At 71.1% G+C, this 16,435-nt stretch carries 14 protein-coding genes, 1 tRNA gene and 1 pseudogene; 5 read left to right on the plus strand and 11 right to left on the minus strand.

Annotation, left to right across the window (positions count from 1 at the left end; translation table 11 throughout):
- Positions 1-15 precede the first annotated feature (15 nt).
- From AR3_RS07970 to AR3_RS07985, 4 genes and pseudogenes are all read right to left on the minus strand, one after another.
- Positions 16-1,188 carry an ABC transporter permease subunit gene (locus AR3_RS07970; RefSeq protein ID WP_067910807.1) on the minus strand — a complete coding sequence of 391 codons (1,173 nt, stop codon included), beginning with the start codon at positions 1,186-1,188 and terminating at the stop codon, positions 16-18.
- The gene (locus AR3_RS07975) at positions 1,185-2,150 is read right to left on the minus strand and encodes a branched-chain amino acid ABC transporter permease (protein WP_067910810.1); all 966 of its coding nucleotides are present in this window, start codon (positions 2,148-2,150) and stop codon (positions 1,185-1,187) included. Before AR3_RS07975 ends, AR3_RS07970 begins: the two co-directional genes overlap by 4 nt.
- A 117-nt stretch (positions 2,151-2,267) precedes the next feature.
- On the minus strand, positions 2,268-3,449 hold the full coding sequence (locus AR3_RS07980; RefSeq protein WP_245637865.1) for a branched-chain amino acid ABC transporter substrate-binding protein: 1,182 nt from the start codon (positions 3,447-3,449) through the stop codon (positions 2,268-2,270).
- Between the two features lie 447 nt (positions 3,450-3,896).
- Positions 3,897-4,451 (minus strand): annotated as a pseudogene (locus AR3_RS07985) (ANTAR domain-containing response regulator); the annotation flags it as partial.
- A 122-nt stretch (positions 4,452-4,573) separates the two neighbouring features.
- On the opposite strand from AR3_RS07985, the gene AR3_RS07990 reads away from it, so the two are divergent.
- Positions 4,574-4,647, plus strand: a tRNA-Leu gene (locus AR3_RS07990).
- Positions 4,648-5,111: 464 nt separating this feature from the next.
- A complete protein-coding gene (locus AR3_RS07995; protein WP_067910813.1) occupies positions 5,112-5,351 on the plus strand; it encodes a hypothetical protein in 240 nt (79 codons plus the stop codon).
- 22 nt (positions 5,352-5,373) lie between these two features.
- On the opposite strand, the gene AR3_RS08000 is transcribed toward AR3_RS07995, so the two are convergent.
- From AR3_RS08000 to AR3_RS08010, 3 genes are all read right to left on the minus strand, one after another.
- The gene (locus AR3_RS08000; protein ID WP_067910817.1) at positions 5,374-6,765 is read right to left on the minus strand and encodes an alanine/glycine:cation symporter family protein; all 1,392 of its coding nucleotides are present in this window, start codon (positions 6,763-6,765) and stop codon (positions 5,374-5,376) included.
- Positions 6,766-6,918: 153 nt separating this feature from the next.
- Positions 6,919-8,355, minus strand: coding sequence for a pyruvate kinase (pyk, locus tag AR3_RS08005; RefSeq protein ID WP_067910933.1), 1,437 nt, complete (start codon positions 8,353-8,355; stop codon positions 6,919-6,921).
- Between the two features lie 202 nt (positions 8,356-8,557).
- Complete coding sequence (locus AR3_RS08010) at positions 8,558-9,112, minus strand: type 1 glutamine amidotransferase domain-containing protein (protein ID WP_067910820.1); 555 nt, start codon at positions 9,110-9,112, stop codon at positions 8,558-8,560.
- 76 nt (positions 9,113-9,188) lie between these two features.
- Here AR3_RS08010 and AR3_RS08015 point away from each other — a divergent pair, with 76 nt between their 5' ends.
- Positions 9,189-9,902, plus strand: coding sequence for a helix-turn-helix domain-containing protein (locus AR3_RS08015; protein ID WP_067910823.1), 714 nt, complete (start codon positions 9,189-9,191; stop codon positions 9,900-9,902).
- Positions 9,903-9,971: 69 nt separating this feature from the next.
- A complete protein-coding gene (locus tag AR3_RS08020) occupies positions 9,972-11,414 on the plus strand; it encodes a pyridoxal phosphate-dependent decarboxylase family protein (protein WP_067910826.1) in 1,443 nt (480 codons plus the stop codon).
- Positions 11,415-11,713: 299 nt separating this feature from the next.
- Here AR3_RS08020 and AR3_RS08025 read toward each other — a convergent pair whose 3' ends face one another.
- From AR3_RS08025 to AR3_RS08035, 3 genes are all read right to left on the minus strand, one after another.
- Positions 11,714-12,178, minus strand: coding sequence for a VOC family protein (locus tag AR3_RS08025; RefSeq protein WP_067910828.1), 465 nt, complete (start codon positions 12,176-12,178; stop codon positions 11,714-11,716).
- Between the two features lie 107 nt (positions 12,179-12,285).
- Positions 12,286-12,750, minus strand: coding sequence for a helix-turn-helix transcriptional regulator (locus AR3_RS08030; RefSeq protein ID WP_067910832.1), 465 nt, complete (start codon positions 12,748-12,750; stop codon positions 12,286-12,288).
- A 44-nt stretch (positions 12,751-12,794) separates the two neighbouring features.
- On the minus strand, positions 12,795-14,705 hold the full coding sequence (locus AR3_RS08035) for a PhoX family protein (RefSeq protein WP_067910835.1): 1,911 nt from the start codon (positions 14,703-14,705) through the stop codon (positions 12,795-12,797).
- Between the two features lie 412 nt (positions 14,706-15,117).
- Between AR3_RS08035 and AR3_RS08040 the strand changes: the two genes are divergently transcribed.
- Positions 15,118-15,561, plus strand: a complete 444-nt coding sequence (locus AR3_RS08040; protein ID WP_067910935.1) for a protein-tyrosine phosphatase family protein — start codon at positions 15,118-15,120, stop codon at positions 15,559-15,561.
- A 404-nt stretch (positions 15,562-15,965) separates the two neighbouring features.
- On the opposite strand, the gene AR3_RS08045 is transcribed toward AR3_RS08040, so the two are convergent.
- Entirely contained in the window at positions 15,966-16,205 is a 240-nt protein-coding gene (locus AR3_RS08045) for a hypothetical protein (protein ID WP_067910838.1), read from the minus strand.
- Between the last annotated feature and the right edge of the window lie 230 nt (positions 16,206-16,435).

Here is a 16,435-nt window from a genome sequence, read left to right on the forward strand (position 1 = left end):
TCTGCACAGCACCGCTCACTTCTTCACCTCCGCGGCCTCGCCCGCGACGCCCGCGCCCGCGGTGACCGGACCGGCGACCTCGGCGCCCATGGTGCCCATTCCGCCGGTGCCCTCCTCCAGCTCCGCCTTGCGGCGGCGCGACGGCCACAGGCCTTCGGGACGGAACACCATCATGGCCACCAGCGCCGCGCCGAACAGCAGCATCCGGTAGTCCTGCAGCTCGCGGAACCGCTCGGGCAGCCACGCCAGCATGAACGCCCCGAGGATCACGCCCGGGATGTTGCCGGAACCGCCGAGCACCACCGCCGCGAGGATCAGCGCCGACACCAGGAACACGAAGTTCTCCGGGTTGATCGACGTCTGCTTGGCCGCGAACACCACGCCGCCGCTGCCGCCGATCGCCGCGCCGATCGCGAACGCGGCCAGCTTGAACCGGAAGGTCGGCACGCCCATCAGCTCCGCGGCGTCCTCGTCCTCCCGGATCGCCGACCACGCCCGGCCCACCCGGCTGTTCTCCATCCGCTTGACGAAGATGATCGTCAGCACGATGAAGAACACCAGCAGGTAGTAGTACGGCCGCGAGTCGAGCAGCCCGTACTTGAGCGGCTGCACCCCGAGGATCTCGAACTCCGACAGCGACGGCGGGTGCGGGATGCCCTGGATGCCCCGGGGGCCGTTCACGTAGTCGCTGTTGGACGCGGTCTTCTTGATGATCTCACCGAAGCCGAGCGTCACGATCGCCAGGTAGTCGCCGCGCAGCCGCAGCGTCGGCGCGCCGAGGAGCACGCCGGACAGCGCCGCCAGCCCGATCGCCAGGAGCAGCGTCTCCCAGAAGTTCCACCCGTACTTGGTGGCGAAGATGCCGATCGTGTACCCGCCCACGGCGTAGAACGCCACGTATCCCAGGTCGAGCAGGCCGGCCATGCCGACCACCACGTTCAGCCCCAGCGCCAGCAGCACGTAGATGCCGATCTGGTCGCTCAGCATGGTGGCCCAGTCGCTGCCGCTCGGCGCCATGAAGGAGCCGACCGCCTCGCTCGGCAGCAGCAGCGCGCCGACGATCAGCGCGAGGTACACCGCCCAGCGCACCGTCCCGGGCGCGGTGGCCCACCAGTCACGCACCGGGTCCAGCGAGAGCCTGCCGGCCCGCGACCCGCCGTTTCCCTTGAGGTTCTTTGTCAGGTTCATGCGCGCGCCTGCTGAAGAGACTCACCGAGAATGCCGGTGGGACGGAACATGAGGACCAGGATCAGCACCGAGAACGCCACGACGTCCCGCCACTGGGAACCGAACAGGCTCGAGCCGTACATCTCGAAGAGCCCGAGCGCGAAGCCGCCGACCAGGGCGCCGCGGATGTTGCCGATGCCGCCCAGCACCGCGGCCGTGAACGCCTTGATGCCCAGCAGGAAGCCCATGAAGTACCAGGCCTGCTCGAACCGGAGGAAGTACAGGGCCGCCGCCACGCCCGCCATCGCGCCGCCGACCGCGAACGTCGCCGACACGACCCGGTCGATGTTGACGCCCATCAGCACGGCGGTCTCCGGGTCCTGCGCCGTCGAGCGGATGCCCCGGCCCAGCCGGGTGCGGTTCACGAACTGGTCCAGCGCGATCATCATGAGGATCGCGCCGATGAAGATGATCAGCTTGTCGTTGCTGACCTGGACCGGTCCCACGTCGATCACGTTGGTGCGCGAGACGAAGTGCTCGTCGAGCGGCAGCCGCCCGCCTTCCTTGGACGTGCCGAACACCCACGGGATGACGATCGTCGCGAACAGCTGCTGGAGGAAGATCGACGCGCCGATCGCCGAGATCAGCGCCGCCAGCCGGGACGCCCCCTTCTTGCGCAGCGGCCGGTAGGCGACCAGCTCCAGCAGCATCGCGCCGCCGCTGGCCACCGCCCCGGCCACCACGGCCATGAGCGCCACCACGCCGATCAGCGCCAGGCCGCCCACGTTCGACACGCCGAGCACCTGCACGGTGCCCAGGGCGGCGAAGGAGCCGACCATGAAGATCTCCGCGTGCGCGAAGTTGATCAGCCGCAGCACGCCGTAGACCATCGTGTATCCGAGGGCGACGAGCGCATAGATCGCGCCCAACGCCAGGCCGTCGATGGTGGACGGCCAGAACTGTGAGATGAAGTCTTCCAACACCTTGAGAAGCCTTTGTGGAAAGGAGCGGGAGCGCTCGTGGCGCTCCCGCCCCCACGCCGACAGTTCGCCCTCACGAGTGCCGCGAAGGGCTTCGGCCGAAGCCGGGCGTCATGCGCCTCAGCTGCTCGGCTTGGCCTCCGCGCTGTTGCCCAGCAGCGGGATCGTGCGGTCCTTCACCTCGTAGATGAAGATGTCCTTGGTCGCCAGCGACCCGTTCTCGGCGAACTGGATCTTCTTGCCCGCGCCGTCGAAGCTGACGGTCTTCAGGAACTCGTTGATCTTCTCCGGCTCGGTGTTGCCCGCCTCGACCGCCTTGATCAGCGCGGTGGCGGCGTCGTAGCCCTCCGCGGAGTAGATGGCCACGTCCGTGCCGAAGCGCTGCTTGTAGGCGGTGGCGAACTGCGCCGCGGTCTGGCTGCTCTTGCCCGTCGGGTCGATGATGCACCCGCACGACAGCAGCACGCCCTGGGCGTTCTGCTCGCCCGCGCCGTCGATCAGGCCGGTGGCGACCGAACCGTCGCCGGACATCAGCTTGCCCTTGTACCCGGACTCGCGCAGCTGCTTGAACAGCCGCCCGGCCACCGAGTAGTAGCCGCCGTAGTACACGACGTCCGGCGCGAACTGGTTGATCTTGTTGACCGTGGACGAGTAGTCGGTGGCCTTGTCGTCCACCGCGTCGGTCTGGGTCTGCGCGCCCTTGGCCTGCACGGCCTTGGCGATGGCGTCGGCCAGGCCCTTGCCGTAGTCCTGGTTGTCGTGGACGGTGAAGACCTTCTTGGCCTTGGCGCCGTCGACGATGAACTGGGCGGCGCCCTCGGCCTGGACCGAGTCGTCGGCCACCACGCGGTGCCAGTACTTCCAGCCCTTCTGGGCCAGCGTGATGTTCGTCGCCGACGGCGACACGCTCGGCACCTTGGCCTCTTCCAGGATCGGGCCGGTGCTCTGCGACTCGCCCGAGAACGCCGGGCCGATCAGCGCGACGATCTTGTCGTTCTTGATCGCGCCCTGCACCAGGGTGGTGGCCTGCTCCGGCTTGCCCTGGCTGTCGTAGGTCTTAAAATTGATCTTGACCTTCGGGTTCTTGGCGTTGTACTGCTCGATCGCCAGTTGCGCGCCCTGCTTGGGCGGGATCACCAGGCCGGAGTTCTCACCGGTGAGGTCCCCCATGAACCCGATGGTGACGCTGTTGCCGTCGCCACCGCCGCTGCCGCCGTCATCGCCGCCGCAGGCGACGGCGCCAAGCGCCAGCACCGCGCTCATCGCCACCGCGCCGGTGACCCTCATCATGTTGCGCCGCAAGGTGCCAACCTTTCCATCCGGATCCGGAAGGGATCGGGTACGAAAATCACTCCCCGGCACCGACGTCGAGGGGGAGAAATCGGTCACTCGGGGGCCAGGTATGTCGTACACCGACCGGCCTGCGCAGATCAGCACCCTCGGGCAGAAGGGTTACTCAGTCGTTACCGCTCCGTGGCCAACAAAACCCGGCCGCCACCAGGGATCATCACGCTGAGTCACGTCCGCCGGACCGACGGAAGTCGTCCGGTTCCCTGGGGGGCCGGGTTCGCCGCTCGCGGCCGGCGCCGTCTACTGCTGACCGGCGGCGCCGGGGCCCGGCTTGGGACGCGGCCCGGCCCCGTCGGCGCGGCCTTGGGGCTTCGCGGCGGGACCGCCGCCGGGCCGGGCGCCGCCGCCCGGACCGGGCTTGGCGCCGCCCTCGCCCGCCGCGGGCTTGGCGGGCGTCCCCCCGGCGGCCCCGGCCAGCACGGCCTCGGCCACCGCCCGCATGGTCAGCCTGCGGTCCATCGAGGTCTTCTGGATCCACCGGAACGCCTCGGGCTCGGTCCACCCGTGGGCGGCCTGCAGCAGCCCCTTGGCGCGGTCGACGATCTTCCGGGTCTCCAGCCGCTCCTGCAGCCCGGCGACCTCGGCCTCCAGCGCCCGCAGCTCGGTGTACCGGCTCACCGCCATCTCGATCGCCGGCGCCAGGTCGGTCTTGGTGAACGGCTTGACCAGGTACGCCATGGCGCCGGCCTCGGTGGCCCGCTGCACCAGTTCGCGCTGCGAGAACGCGGTGAGGATCACCACCGGCGCGATCCGCTCCGCGGAGATCCGCTCGGCCGCCGAGATGCCGTCCAGCACGGGCATCTTGACGTCGAGGATGACCAGGTCCGGCCGCAGTTCGGTGGCCAGCCGGACGGCGGCCTCCCCGTCCCCGGCCTCGCCGACCACCTCGTACCCGTCCTCCTGGAGCATCTCCTTGAGGTCGAGGCGGATCAGGGCCTCGTCTTCTGCGATCACAACTCGCCGAGCGCTCTGCGTCACGCGCACGAGACTACCGGGACCCGCTACCCTGGTCTGCGGCAGGTCGGCCGAGACGGCCGGGCTGCCCAGCCCTGTGTGTCCGATTCGTTCGGATACCCGCCCCGATACTCCAACTGGCAGAGAGAGCGGTCTCAAACACCGTCAAGTGTGGGTTCGAATCCCACTCGGGGCACCGCTCGACGCCCCGCCCCGTCCGCGTGCCGACGGCCCCTCCGCCGCGGCCGCGGACGCGGCGCCACTCTCCTCTTCGCCGAAGCCTTTCCCTCGGACGCCGCGCGCCCTCAGGCGGGCTCGGTCCTGGGCGCGCTTCGGCCCACCACCGTGAGCTCGCGGCTGTCCGCGAGTAGCGGACCTCGCCGTCGAACTGCCCGGCCGAGTCCTGCTCGACGCAGGCCCGGGTGAGCGCGGCACCGCCCAAATCCGGCCACCGCTGGGCCAGGCCGTGCGCCGCCGTAGCCGGGCCGTGGCGCCCATTGCTCGGCCCCCGGCAGGACCCCCGCAAGACACAGGCGACGGGCCCTCTGTCGGCCCCACGACGGCCTCTCGGCGACCGGCTCTCGACAGGCGTCCTGTTCCCGGCCCGTGCCGTCCCCAGCAGCATGCCGCGGCCACCTGGAGAGGCGGCCTCAGGACGCCGTGCAGTCCCCGCCAGGAGGCCGTCCGTCGTCCCCGCACTGCTTCGGCCTGTGCGCGATCGAGCACACCGCCACCGGCGCGTTCCTCGGCTTCACCGGCCTGTGGACGGCCGACTTCCGTGCCCGCTTCACTCCCGCCGTCGAGATCGGCCCGCGGCCGGCCCGCCCCACCTGGGGCCGCGGCCATCAGAGGGTGACGCCGCGGCCCGTCCGCCGGGAAGGGACGGGCCGCGGCGCTTGAGGACGCGGACGGTGAGGGCCGGTCAGTCGGTGGCGGTCTTCACCGGGACCTCGTCCTGCGGTCCGCGCTGGAAGTAGTCGCGGGTCTCGCGCCACACCAGCGGCGACAGGATCAGCAGTCCGATCAGGTTCGGCAGCGCCATCAGGCCGTTCATGACGTCGGAGAACAGCCAGACGACGTTGAGGGTCGTGGTGGCGCCGATGAAGGACACCACGACGAAGACGATCCGGTAGGGCAGCACGACCGCGCGGCCGAACAGGTACTCCATGCAGCGCTCGCCGTAGTACGACCAGCCGAGCAGCGTGGAGAACGCGAAGAAGATCAGGCTGATCGTGACGATGGCGCTGCCCCACGAGCCGGGCAGGCCCTCGTCGAAGGCGGAGGCGGTGAAGGACGCCGCGCCGTCGGGGTTGCCCTTCCAGACGCCGGTGACCACGATGCACAGGCCGGTGATGCTGACCACGATCAGGGTGTCGATGAAGGTCTGGGTCATCGACACCAGGGCCTGCCGGACGGGGTGGGTGGTCTTGGCGGCGGCGGCCGCGATGCCGCCGGTGCCGAGGCCGGACTCGTTGGAGAAGATGCCGCGGGCGACGCCCCAGCGCACGGCCTCGGCGACGACGGCCCCGGCGAAGCCGCCGCCGACGGCCTCGGTGCCGGTGAAGGCGTCGCCGATGATGGTGCCGAAGGCGGCGGGCACGTCCGCGGCGTTGAACAGCAGCACCAGCAGGCCGCCGGTCACGTACAGGACGATCATCACGGGGACGAAGGCGCTGGTGAAGCGGCCGATGCTCTTGATGCCGCCGAGGATCACGGCGGCGGTGAGCGCGGTGATGATCACACCGGTGGCCCAGGTCGGCAGCCCCCACTCCTGCTCGACGTTGGACGCGACGGCGTTGGCCTGCGTCATGTTGCCGATGCCGAACGCGGCGAAGGCGCCGGCGATGGCGAAGAAGCCGCCGAGGAACACCCCGAGCGGGCCCTTGATGCCCCGGCGCAGGTAGTGCATGGGGCCGCCGCTCTGCTCCCCGGCGGCGTCGGTGCGGCGGAAGCGCACGCCCAGGAACGCCTCGGAGTACTTGGTGGCCATGCCGACCATGCCGGTGCACCACATCCAGAACACCGCACCGGGGCCGCCGAGGGAGACGGCCGTGGCGACACCGACGATGTTGCCGACGCCGACGGTGGCGGCGAGGGCGGTCGCCAGGGCCTGGTAGTGGGAGATGTCGCCGTCGGCGCCCTCGTCGGAGCGCTTGACGAACGCGAGCCAGAACGCCAGCCGGAACCGGCGGACCTGCACGCCGCGCAGGACGGCGGTCAGGTAGACGCCCGTCGCCAACAGCAGCGGGATGAGCAGCCAGGGACCCCAGACGAAGTCGCTGGCGTCGGACAGGAAATCTTCAATGGTCTTCATCGCACCACCGGGGGAACGAAGGTTTGGAGAAAGATTTCCTGGACCGTAGGGGGTCGACGCCCCCGCTGTGAAGAGGCGAGAGCCGGACGTTACCGACCTGATCGTCGCCTGTTCAGCGGTTGTTAGCTGCTGTCGGCCCCGCCGATGGCCTGGTCAATCGCGCATGGCGCCGGCGATGGCGTCGCCGATGCGCAGGACGCGCAGGACGTTGGTGGAGCCGGGGGTGCCGGGGGGCGAACCGGCCACCACGACGACGCGGTCGCCCTTCTGGCAGCGTCCGAGCTCCAGCAGGGCCTGCTCGACCTGGCGGAACATCTCGTCGGTGTGGTCGACGTGGGGGACGATGAACGTCTCGACGCCCCAGACGTGGGCCAGGCGGCCGCGGGTGGCGGGCACGGAGGTGAACGCCAGCAGCGGGATGGGCGACCGGTAGCGCGACAGGCGGCGGGCGGTCTCGCCGGACATGGTGAAGGCGACCAGGGCCTCGGCGCCGACGATCGCGCCGACCTCGGCCGCGGCGCGGGCGATGGCGCCGCCGACGGTCTCGGGGATGCGGGTGAGGGTGTGGGTGGCCTGCAGCGACGCCTTCTCGGCGGTCTCGACGATGCGGCTCATGGTCTGGACCGCCTCGATCGGGTACTGGCCGACGCTGGTCTCGCCGGACAGCATGACGGCGTCCGCGCCCTCGAAGACGGCGTTGGCGACGTCGGAGGTCTCGGCGCGGGTGGGCCGCGGCGAGGAGATCATCGAGTCCAGCATCTGGGTGGCCACGATCACGGGGCGGGCCTTCTCGCGGCACAGCTCGATGGCGCGCTTCTGGACGATCGGGACCTGCTCGAGGGGCAGCTCCACGCCGAGGTCGCCGCGGGCGACCATGACGCCGTCGAAGGCGGCGACGATCTCGGGGAGGCGTTCCACCGCCTGCGGCTTTTCGATCTTGGCGATGAGGGGGACGCGGACGCCCTCCTCGTCCATGATCTTGTAGCAGGCGGTGGCGTCCTCGGGGGTGCGCACGAAGGACAGGGCGACCATGTCGACGCCGAGGCGCAGCGCCCAGCGCAGGTCCGCCTCGTCCTTCTCGGTGAGGGCGGGGACGCTGACGGGGACGCCGGGCAGGTTGAGGCCCTTGTTGTCGGAGACCATGCCGCCGACGGTGACGGTGGTGCGCACCCGGGGGCCGTCCACCTCGATGACGCGCAGGGACACGCGGCCGTCGTCGACGAGGATGGTGTCGCCGGGCGCGACGTCGCCGGGCAGGCCCTTGTACGTGGTGGACACCTGCTGGCGGTTCCCGGGGACGTCCTCGGTGGTGATGGTGAACTCGTCCCCCAGTGTCAGGCGCACCGGGCCGTCGGGGAAGCGTCCGATGCGGATCTTGGGGCCCTGCAGGTCGGCGAGGACGCCGACGCCGCGGCCGGTGGCCTCGGCGGCGGCGCGGACGCGGTGGAAGACCTGCTCGTGGAGGGCGTGCTCGCCGTGGCTCATGTTGAGGCGGGCGACGTCGATGCCGGCTTCCACGAGGCCGCGGATCTGCTCCGCGCTGGAGCAGGCCGGACCGATGGTACTGACGATTTTCGCTCGACGGGTCACGTGCACAACGCTACTTAGTTACCTGCCGGTACGGATATTCATGCAGGATACGGTCGTCGCAGATTCATCGATTGGTCTAGGGCAAGGTCTAGACCATAGGCTCCTCGGCGTGTCCGAGACCGTCTCCCGCGCCGCTGTGCGGCCCGCCCGCGGGCGTCGGCCGGGTCTGCTGCCGGAGCCCCTTCTGGAACCCCTCGGAGAGTCAGGAGCGGAAGGCGTCGACGGCGGCTTGGCAGAAGGCCTTGAGGTCGTCGGGCTTGCGGCTGGTGACCAGCGTGTTCGGGCCGTCCCGGCAGATCTGCACTTCCTCGTCCACCCAGGCGGCCCCGGCGTTGCGCAGGTCGGTGCGCAGACTCGGCCAGGAGGTGAGGGTGCGGCCGCGGACGGCGTCGGCCTCGATGAGCGTCCACGGCGCGTGGCAGATGGCGGCGACCGGCCTGCCCGCGTCGAAGAAGGCGCGGACGAAGGCGACCGCCTTCGGCTGCATTCGCAGGAAGTCGGGGTTGGCGACGCCGCCGGGCAGCACCAGCCCGTGGAACGCGGCGGGGTCGACGGTGTCGACGGTGGCGTCGACCTCGAAGGTGTCGGCCTTGTCGAGGTGGTGGAAGGCCTGGACGCGGCCCGCCCGGGTGGACACCAGGCGCGGTTCGCCGCCCGCCTGCTCGACGGCCGTCCACGGCTCGGTGAGCTCGGCCTGCTCGACGCCTTCCGGCGCGACGAGGAAGGCGATGGTCCTGCCCTGCAGATCGGTGGCCATGACGGCGACCTCCTTCTCGCTTCGGGTCGGCCACCGGTCCCTCTGCCCGCCCGCGGGGATGGTATGCAGGGATGTCATGGGCGCCGCGCGCTATCGCGAGGGCCCGGCCCCGCCCGGGTCGGGTCTGGTGTGCCTGTGGTCGCACGGGGCGGCGCCCGACGCCGGGGGGCCGTATGTGCAGCGGGTGGTGCCGGACGGCTGCGTCGACGTGATCTGGTGGAGCCGGGACGCGCGGATCACCGTGGCGGGCCCCGACACCCGCCCGGACCTGGCCGAGATCCTGCCGGGCGAACGCCTGGTCGGGGTCCGGTTCGGCCCGGGGGCGGCACCGCCCGCGCTGGGGGTGCCCGCCGACGCGGTCCGGGACGCGCGGCCGCCCCTGCGGGAGCTGTGGGGCGCGGACGCGGACCGACTCGGCGAGGCGGTGGCCGCCGCGTCCTCGCCGCACGCAGTGTTGGTCGGCGCCGTCCTGGAGCGCGCCGCGGCGGCCGGGCCGCCCGACCCGATCGCGCCGGTCGTGGTGCGGGCGGCGGCACGGGGCGTGCCGGTGCGGGACATGGCCGACATGCTGGGGTTGGGGGAACGCCAGCTGCGCCGCCGGGCGGTGGCGGCGTTCGGGTACGGACCCAAGACGTTGCAGCGGGTGCTGCGTTTCCAGCGTGCTCTGCGCGAAGCCCGGGCGGGCGTGCCGCTGGCCGAGGCGGCATGCGCCGCCGGATACGCCGATCAGGCTCATCTCGCGCACGACGTCCGCGACCTGGCGGGAGTGCCGATCCGAGCGCTGCTGTAGCTGATTCGCGACGGACTGCGGGGGCTTGTCCCGTTCCATGCGGGGAGACGGCGCTGGTTCACTGTCCGCATGACTGATCCGTTCGACGAACGCGACCGGGCGTTTCCGGTGCTGCGGATGGTGACCGATGCGGCCGGCCCGTATTTGGAGAGCCTCTCGTCGAGGCCGGTGCACGACGGCGGCGCCGACGCCTTGATCGGCGAGCTGGAGGGGCCGCTGCCGGAGCGGGGCGAGGGCGCGCGGGCCGCGGTGGAGAGGCTGCTGCGGGTCGGCACGCAGGCGGCCACGCATTCGTCGGGGCCGCGGTTCTTCCATTTCGTGGTGGGCGGCGCGACGCCCGCGGCCATGGCCGGGGACTGGGCGACCTCGCTGCTGGACCAGGTGGCCGGGCTGTGGCTGGCCTCGCCGCTGGCCTCGCGGCTCGAGACGACCGTTCTGGAGTGGCTGAAGGACCTGTTCGGGCTGCCCGCGTCCTTCGGAGGCGTGCTGACGCCCAGCGCGACGCTCGCGCACGTGACGGGGTTGGCGGCGGCGCGGTCGTGGTGGGCGGAGCGGCACGGGGTGGACGTGTCCGCGCACGGCCTGGCGGGGCTGCCGCCCATGCCGGTGTTCAGCAGCGGGCTGGTTCACGCCAGCACCCGCAAGGCCCTGCAGATCCTCGGATGCGGACGCGACACCCTGCGGGTGTTCGCGCGCGACGACGCGGGGCGGGTCGACCTGGCGGCGATGGACGAGGCGTTGGCGGCGGTCGAGGGCCGCGCGGTGATCGTGGCGAACCTCGGGGAGGTCAACACGGGCGACTCCGATCCCATCGAGGCGTTGGCCGACCTGGCCGAGCGGCATGGGGCGTGGCTTCACGTCGACGGCGCGTTCGGGATGTTCGCGGCGTTGTCGCCGCGGACGGCGCACCTGGCGCGGGGCGTGGAACGCGCGGACTCGGTGACGGCCGACGGGCACAAGTGGCTGAACGTGCCGTACGACACCGGTTTCTCGTTCGTGCGTGACCGGGGGCGCCTGAGGCAGGCGTTCGGGGCGTGGGGCGCCGCGTACCTGGAATCCGCCCCGGCCGACGAGGAGCGGATCGACTACAACACCCTGGGCCCGGAGTCGTCACGGCGCGCGCGTGCACTGCCGATCTGGGCGACGTTGCGCGCCTACGGGCGGGACGGATACCGGGCCATGGTGGAACGGCATCTGGACGTGGCGGCGCACCTCGGCAAGCTCGTCGACAGCGCACCCGACCTGGAGCTGATGGCTCCGGTGCAGCTCTGCGTGGTGTGCTTCCGGTACCGGCCTCCGGGGGTGCCGGAGGACCGGCTGAACGAGCTGAACGCCCGTCTGGGCGAGGCGCTGCTGGCCGATGGCCGGGTGTACGCGGGGACGTCGTCCTACCGGGGCATGACCGTCTTCCGTCCCGCCCTGGTCAACTGGCGCACCACCAAGGGCGACGCCGAGCTGCTGGTGGACGTCGTCCGCGAGCTGGGCGCGCGGCTGGCGCCGCCGTCCTCCTGAGCGCCCGCGGGCGGCCGCCTCGGGCCGTCGGAACGCCGTGCTGCGGCCCGCGTCCGCAGATGCGCACGTCGCCGCCGACGGTCCGTGCGGGCCGTCGGCGGCGGGCCGACGCGCCCAGCCATTGATCTAGGCCATAGGTCTCCACACCGGATATGGCGGGGAGCCTGCCGGGGTCTCCGTGAGCGCCGCGTCGCGGTGGGCATGAGGTCCTCCTGGGGTCGGTGCGGTGGTCGCAGTCCACACCGACCCCGGAGACCCTCACGTGCTGTACGGGGCCACCGTCATCGCGACCTTCGCGGTCACTGCTGTTCGTCCCGGCCGCAGGGCTCCCAGTCGACGCTGTGGTCGAATTCCCCGGTGGGCTGGGTGAGGCTGAACCAGTTGCCGGAGTTGTCGCGGAAGAGCGCCTCGATGCCGTAGGGGCGCTTCTCGGGCTTCTGGATGAACTCCACGCCCCGCGCGGAGAGCTCCTCGTAGGTCTTCTGGCAGTCGTCCGTGGTGAACGCGCCGGCGCCCAGGATGCCCTTGGCGACCAGGGACTTGACCTGCTCGGCCGACTCGGGGTCCATCGAGGGCGGGCCGGGGACCATGAGGGTGAGCTGCAGGTCGGGCTGGTCCTTGGCGCTGACGGTGACCCAGCGCATGCCGCCCTGACCGAACGACATGTCGTAGCGCAGCTCCAGGCCGAGCTTCTCGGTGAAGAACTTCTTGGCCTCGTCCTGGTCCAGCACCCAGACGGTGGCGATGCCCAGTCCGGTGATCATGTGTATGGCTCCTTCGCGTGTGCGTTGTGCGTCGCGATCGCGGATGCCACGCTAGGCGCCCCCGGTGACCGGCGCCTTCTCGAAAATTGCGGCGTTGGGAGACGGCCTCAGTGATCACCGGGGAGGGGGCCCCGGCCCTGGTCAGGGGTGCGGAATCCGCCGGCCCAGTACAGGACGAAGCACGCCGGGATCGGCGGGAGGTCGGTGCGGCGCTCGCGGGCGCGGAACTCGGTGGGGGTCATGCCGGTCTGCTGCTTGAAGCGGGTGCAGAACGTGCCGAGGCTGGTGAACCCGACGAGCATGCAGATCTCGGTGACGGTCATGTTGGCCGAACGCAGCAGATCCTGGGCGCGTTCGATGCGTCTGCGGCTGAGGTACTGGCCGGGGGTCTCCCCGTAGGCCTCCCGGAACAGCCGGACGAAGTGGTAGCGGGAGTAGCCGGCCCGCGCGGCGACGGCCGCCACGTCCAGGGGCTCCGCCCAGTCCCGGTCCATGGCGTCCTTGGCCAGCCGGAGCCTGCGCAGCGTCCCGGTGTCCAGGTGGCGCGGGCCGTTCACCGCTGCCTTGCCCATGCGTCGATGCTAGGCAACGCCTACGACGAACGGCCCGCCCGGCGTCAGGCGCCGATGACGCCGCCGTCCTTCTTGCGGATGACCAGGGTGGCCGAGCGGGGACGGCCCTCGGGGTCGAAGTCGGGCCAGTTGCTGACCGCGCGGGGGTCGTCCGGGGTCGGGACGCCCCAGGCGGTGGTCGCCTCCCCCGGGTGCTGGACGTTGGCGAACAGCGTGCGTCCGTCGGGCGTCATGGCGAACCCGGTGATCTCGCAGCCGCGGGGGCCGACGAGGAACCGGCGCACCTCGCCCGTGCGCGGGTCCGCGGCGAGCATCTGGTTGTTGCCGATGCGGTCGTAGCCCTTGGACGCCAGGTTCAGCGACGAGTTGGACACGTCGGTCTGGATCCAGAGGCGGCCGTCGGGATCGAAGCCCAGGCCGTCGGGGGAGCCGAACACGTCCTCGGGCGCCAGCGTCGTCTTCGAGTCGTACGCGGGGTCCCCTGCCAGCAGGAAGATGTCCCATCGGAAGGAGGTGGCGGTGTTGTCGCCGCCCCGCTCCCGCCACCGGATGATGTGCCCGTACGGGTTGGGCTTGCGGGGGTTGGCCTTGTCGTCCCACCCGGAGCCGTTGGTCAAGGTCAGGTAGACGTCCTTGGTGCCGGGGTGCACGGCCACCCACTCGGGCCGGTCCAGCTTGGTGGCGCCGACGGCGTCAGCGGCCTGGCGGGTGCGCAGCAGCACGTCCGCCTGGTCCTTCCAGCCGTTGGCCTTGGTCAAGGGGCCGGTGCCGTGCTTCAGCGGCAGCCACGTGCCCGAACCGTCGTCGTTGAACTTCGCCACGTACAGCGTGCCGTGGTCCAGAGGGCTCCTGCCGAGCGCGCGCAGCAGCCGCCAGGGGGCGCTGCCGACGAACTTGTAGACGTACTCGCCGTCCTGGTCGTCACCGGTGTAGACGACGACACGGCCATGCGACTCGGTGACGGTGGCGCTCTCGTGCTTGATGCGCCCCAGCGCGGTGCGCTTGACAGGCGTGGACCGGGGGTTGAACGGGTCGATCTCGACGACCCAGCCGAACCGGTTGGTCTCGTTGGGGTTGACGGCGACGTCGAACCGCGGGTCGGCGGTGTGCCACTTGTAGTCGCCGCCCTCGGCGCTCACCCCGTAGCGGGCGAGTTCGGGGGACGGCTTCCATGAGGTGTCGGTGGTGCCGAAGTACTTGTTCCAGTTCTCCTCGCAAGCCAGGTAGGTGCCCCAGGGGGTGGCGCCGCTGGAGCAGTTGTTGAGCGTGCCCATGGGCCTGTTCTTGGCCCGCAGCGCCGGGTGGGCGGCGTGCACCGGCCCGGAGAACGTCACGGGGGTCGCCCCGGTGATCCTGCGGTCGTAGCGGGAGTCGGCCTTCTGCCAGCGGCCCTTCACCCAGGAGATCTTGACGATGCTGACGCCGTGGGCGGCCAGGGCCTTGTCGACCTTCTCCTTGGTCATCACGTCGTCGCCGTCGGGGAACAGCAGCGCCTGGTCCACGTACTCGTGGTTGAGCACCAGCAGACCCTCGTGTCCCCCGCGCAGCGGGAAGAACTGCATGCCGTCGTGGTTCATGCCGATCTGCTGCGCCTGCTCGGCCGCGGTGTTGGACGCGTCCTTCTTCCACCGGGGGCCGCGCGAGTGCAGCGGCGTGCCCCACGGGATCAACACGTCGGCCGTGTAGCCCTCGGGGACGACGACCTTGTCGGCCGTACCGGTCGGGACGGCCTTGAATCCCAGCAGCCCGCGCTTGCCGCGACCGCGGGTCGCCGTGGCGGCGCTCACCGCGGCCTCCGCGGGCCCGGTGCCGGCTCCCGCGCCGAGGAAACCGGCCGCGGCCAGCAGCGTCCCGCCGCGGATCGCCGACCTGCGCGACATGCGCGCCTGGACGACCTCCCCGAACGTCGCGTTGGAGGACGGGTTGGAACTGACGTCGTCAGGGTCGACGGTCATTCATGCACCTCATCGTCTCAGCGTTGCCCTTCACGCGTTCCCGGAGAAACGCCACTGGGAAGCTAGAGCGCCGCAAGAACGCTCCGGCGGCCACGAGGTGAACAGCTCCTTACCGACCGCACGTCACGCCGCATGGCCCGAGCGAGATCGCGGCGGCGGCGCTGCCGCCCTCCCCCGCCCATGTGTCCCTGCCGCCCATGTCACCGCCGATGCGCCGACACGGACAATGAGAGCCGGTGGCGGATGGCTGTTTTTCAGATGCAGCGAACAAACGGCACCAACTCGTCGTACCCGCCCCGCAATCGAGTAATTTCGCCGGCGTGAACCTTGCACAAGACGCTTGTCCGCCCTGCGCGGCGACCACTTCAGCGTCCCCGACCGTTCCGCACGGCGGCGCCTGGAGCGACGTCCGATGAACGCCCCGCGACTGCACGGCGCCATCCGGCTCCCCGACGGCGCGTGGATCCGAGGCCGCGGCCTGCGCCGCCCCCTCCCGGACGGCCCGACCCCCGACTTCGGTCTCTACCTGGGCTCACGTCGGCTGCGCCGCCGCCACGAGGACCAGCTGACCTGGCCGTCCCATTGGATCGACTGGCCCGACTTCCTCCTCCCCCGCGACTCGGACGACGCCGTCCGCCAGATCCGCGGACTGCACGAACGAGCACACGCGGGCGAAGCCGTGGAGGTCGCCTGCGGCGGCGGCGTCGGCCGCACCGGCACGGTCATCGCCTGCCTCGCCGTCCTGTCCGGCCTCTCCCCATCCGACGCCGTCGCCTGGGCGCGTGAGAACCACCACCCCCGCGCCGTCGAAACCCCGTGGCAGCGCCGCTGGATCCATCGCTTCCACCACGGCTGAACATTCCTGCAGCAGGAGCGCTCCAGTCCCGACAAAGACGGACGCCAGGGGCGGCCGCATCCTGGTCCGTCGATAGAACCCGTTCCGCACGCCGCGGAAGTGACCGGGTGTCAGGCGCGGCTCGGATTTGAGGTGCCGACAATGGCGAGCTTCCTGATGAAGCTCTGCCCGCCCGGTGCATGATCCAGCGCCTGGCTCAGGAGCCCGCCTACCGGCCCCCCGACAGTCGGTGCCCGCTGCGACGTGCTCACCAATGACGCGCAGGTTCCCTCCTCATCGCGGCGGCATCGTGGCCCCCGCCGAACCGGATGCCGCAGGGGCAGCCGAGCCTGGCCCCGTTGACCGCTGGACGGTCGGCTCACCGCCGCATGCCGCTCTTGATGATCGGGGAGCTCCCTCGCCCGTCAGTCGTTGTCTCCGTCGTTGTCGCGGTCGTTGTCGCGGTCGTTGTCGCGGTCGTTGTCTCGGTCGCCGCCATCGTCGTCACGGTCATTCCCGTCGTCACTGGAAGCGCATCCCGCCGTCACAGCGGCCACGCCCCCCGCGGTCGCGGCGATCGCGATGGCGGGAACGGCCGCGGGCATCGACATCGTGACGACGGCCATGAGGCCCTTGATGAACCCGAGCACCATCCTGGTCAGCATGACGGCCCTCCTCGCGCGCCCGACACACCACACTACGTCATCAACCTTGGACGATCAGTGAGCGAGGTCCTGCGAGCAGCTGTTCGCCACGGCGCATGCGAGGGTGCTCCGTCGTGGCTGCGCCGCGCCGCCCGGGCCGCGGTGCGGCACATGATCAGGGCGGCCGAGGTGAGGACGGCCTGGTAGTAGCGGACGCCCTCGCAGGAGCGGGCGGCGATGCCACGCCTTGC

The organism is Actinomadura rubrobrunea NBRC 15275 (assembly GCF_001552235.1).
Lineage (GTDB): Bacteria > Actinomycetota > Actinomycetes > Streptosporangiales > Streptosporangiaceae > Spirillospora > Spirillospora viridilutea.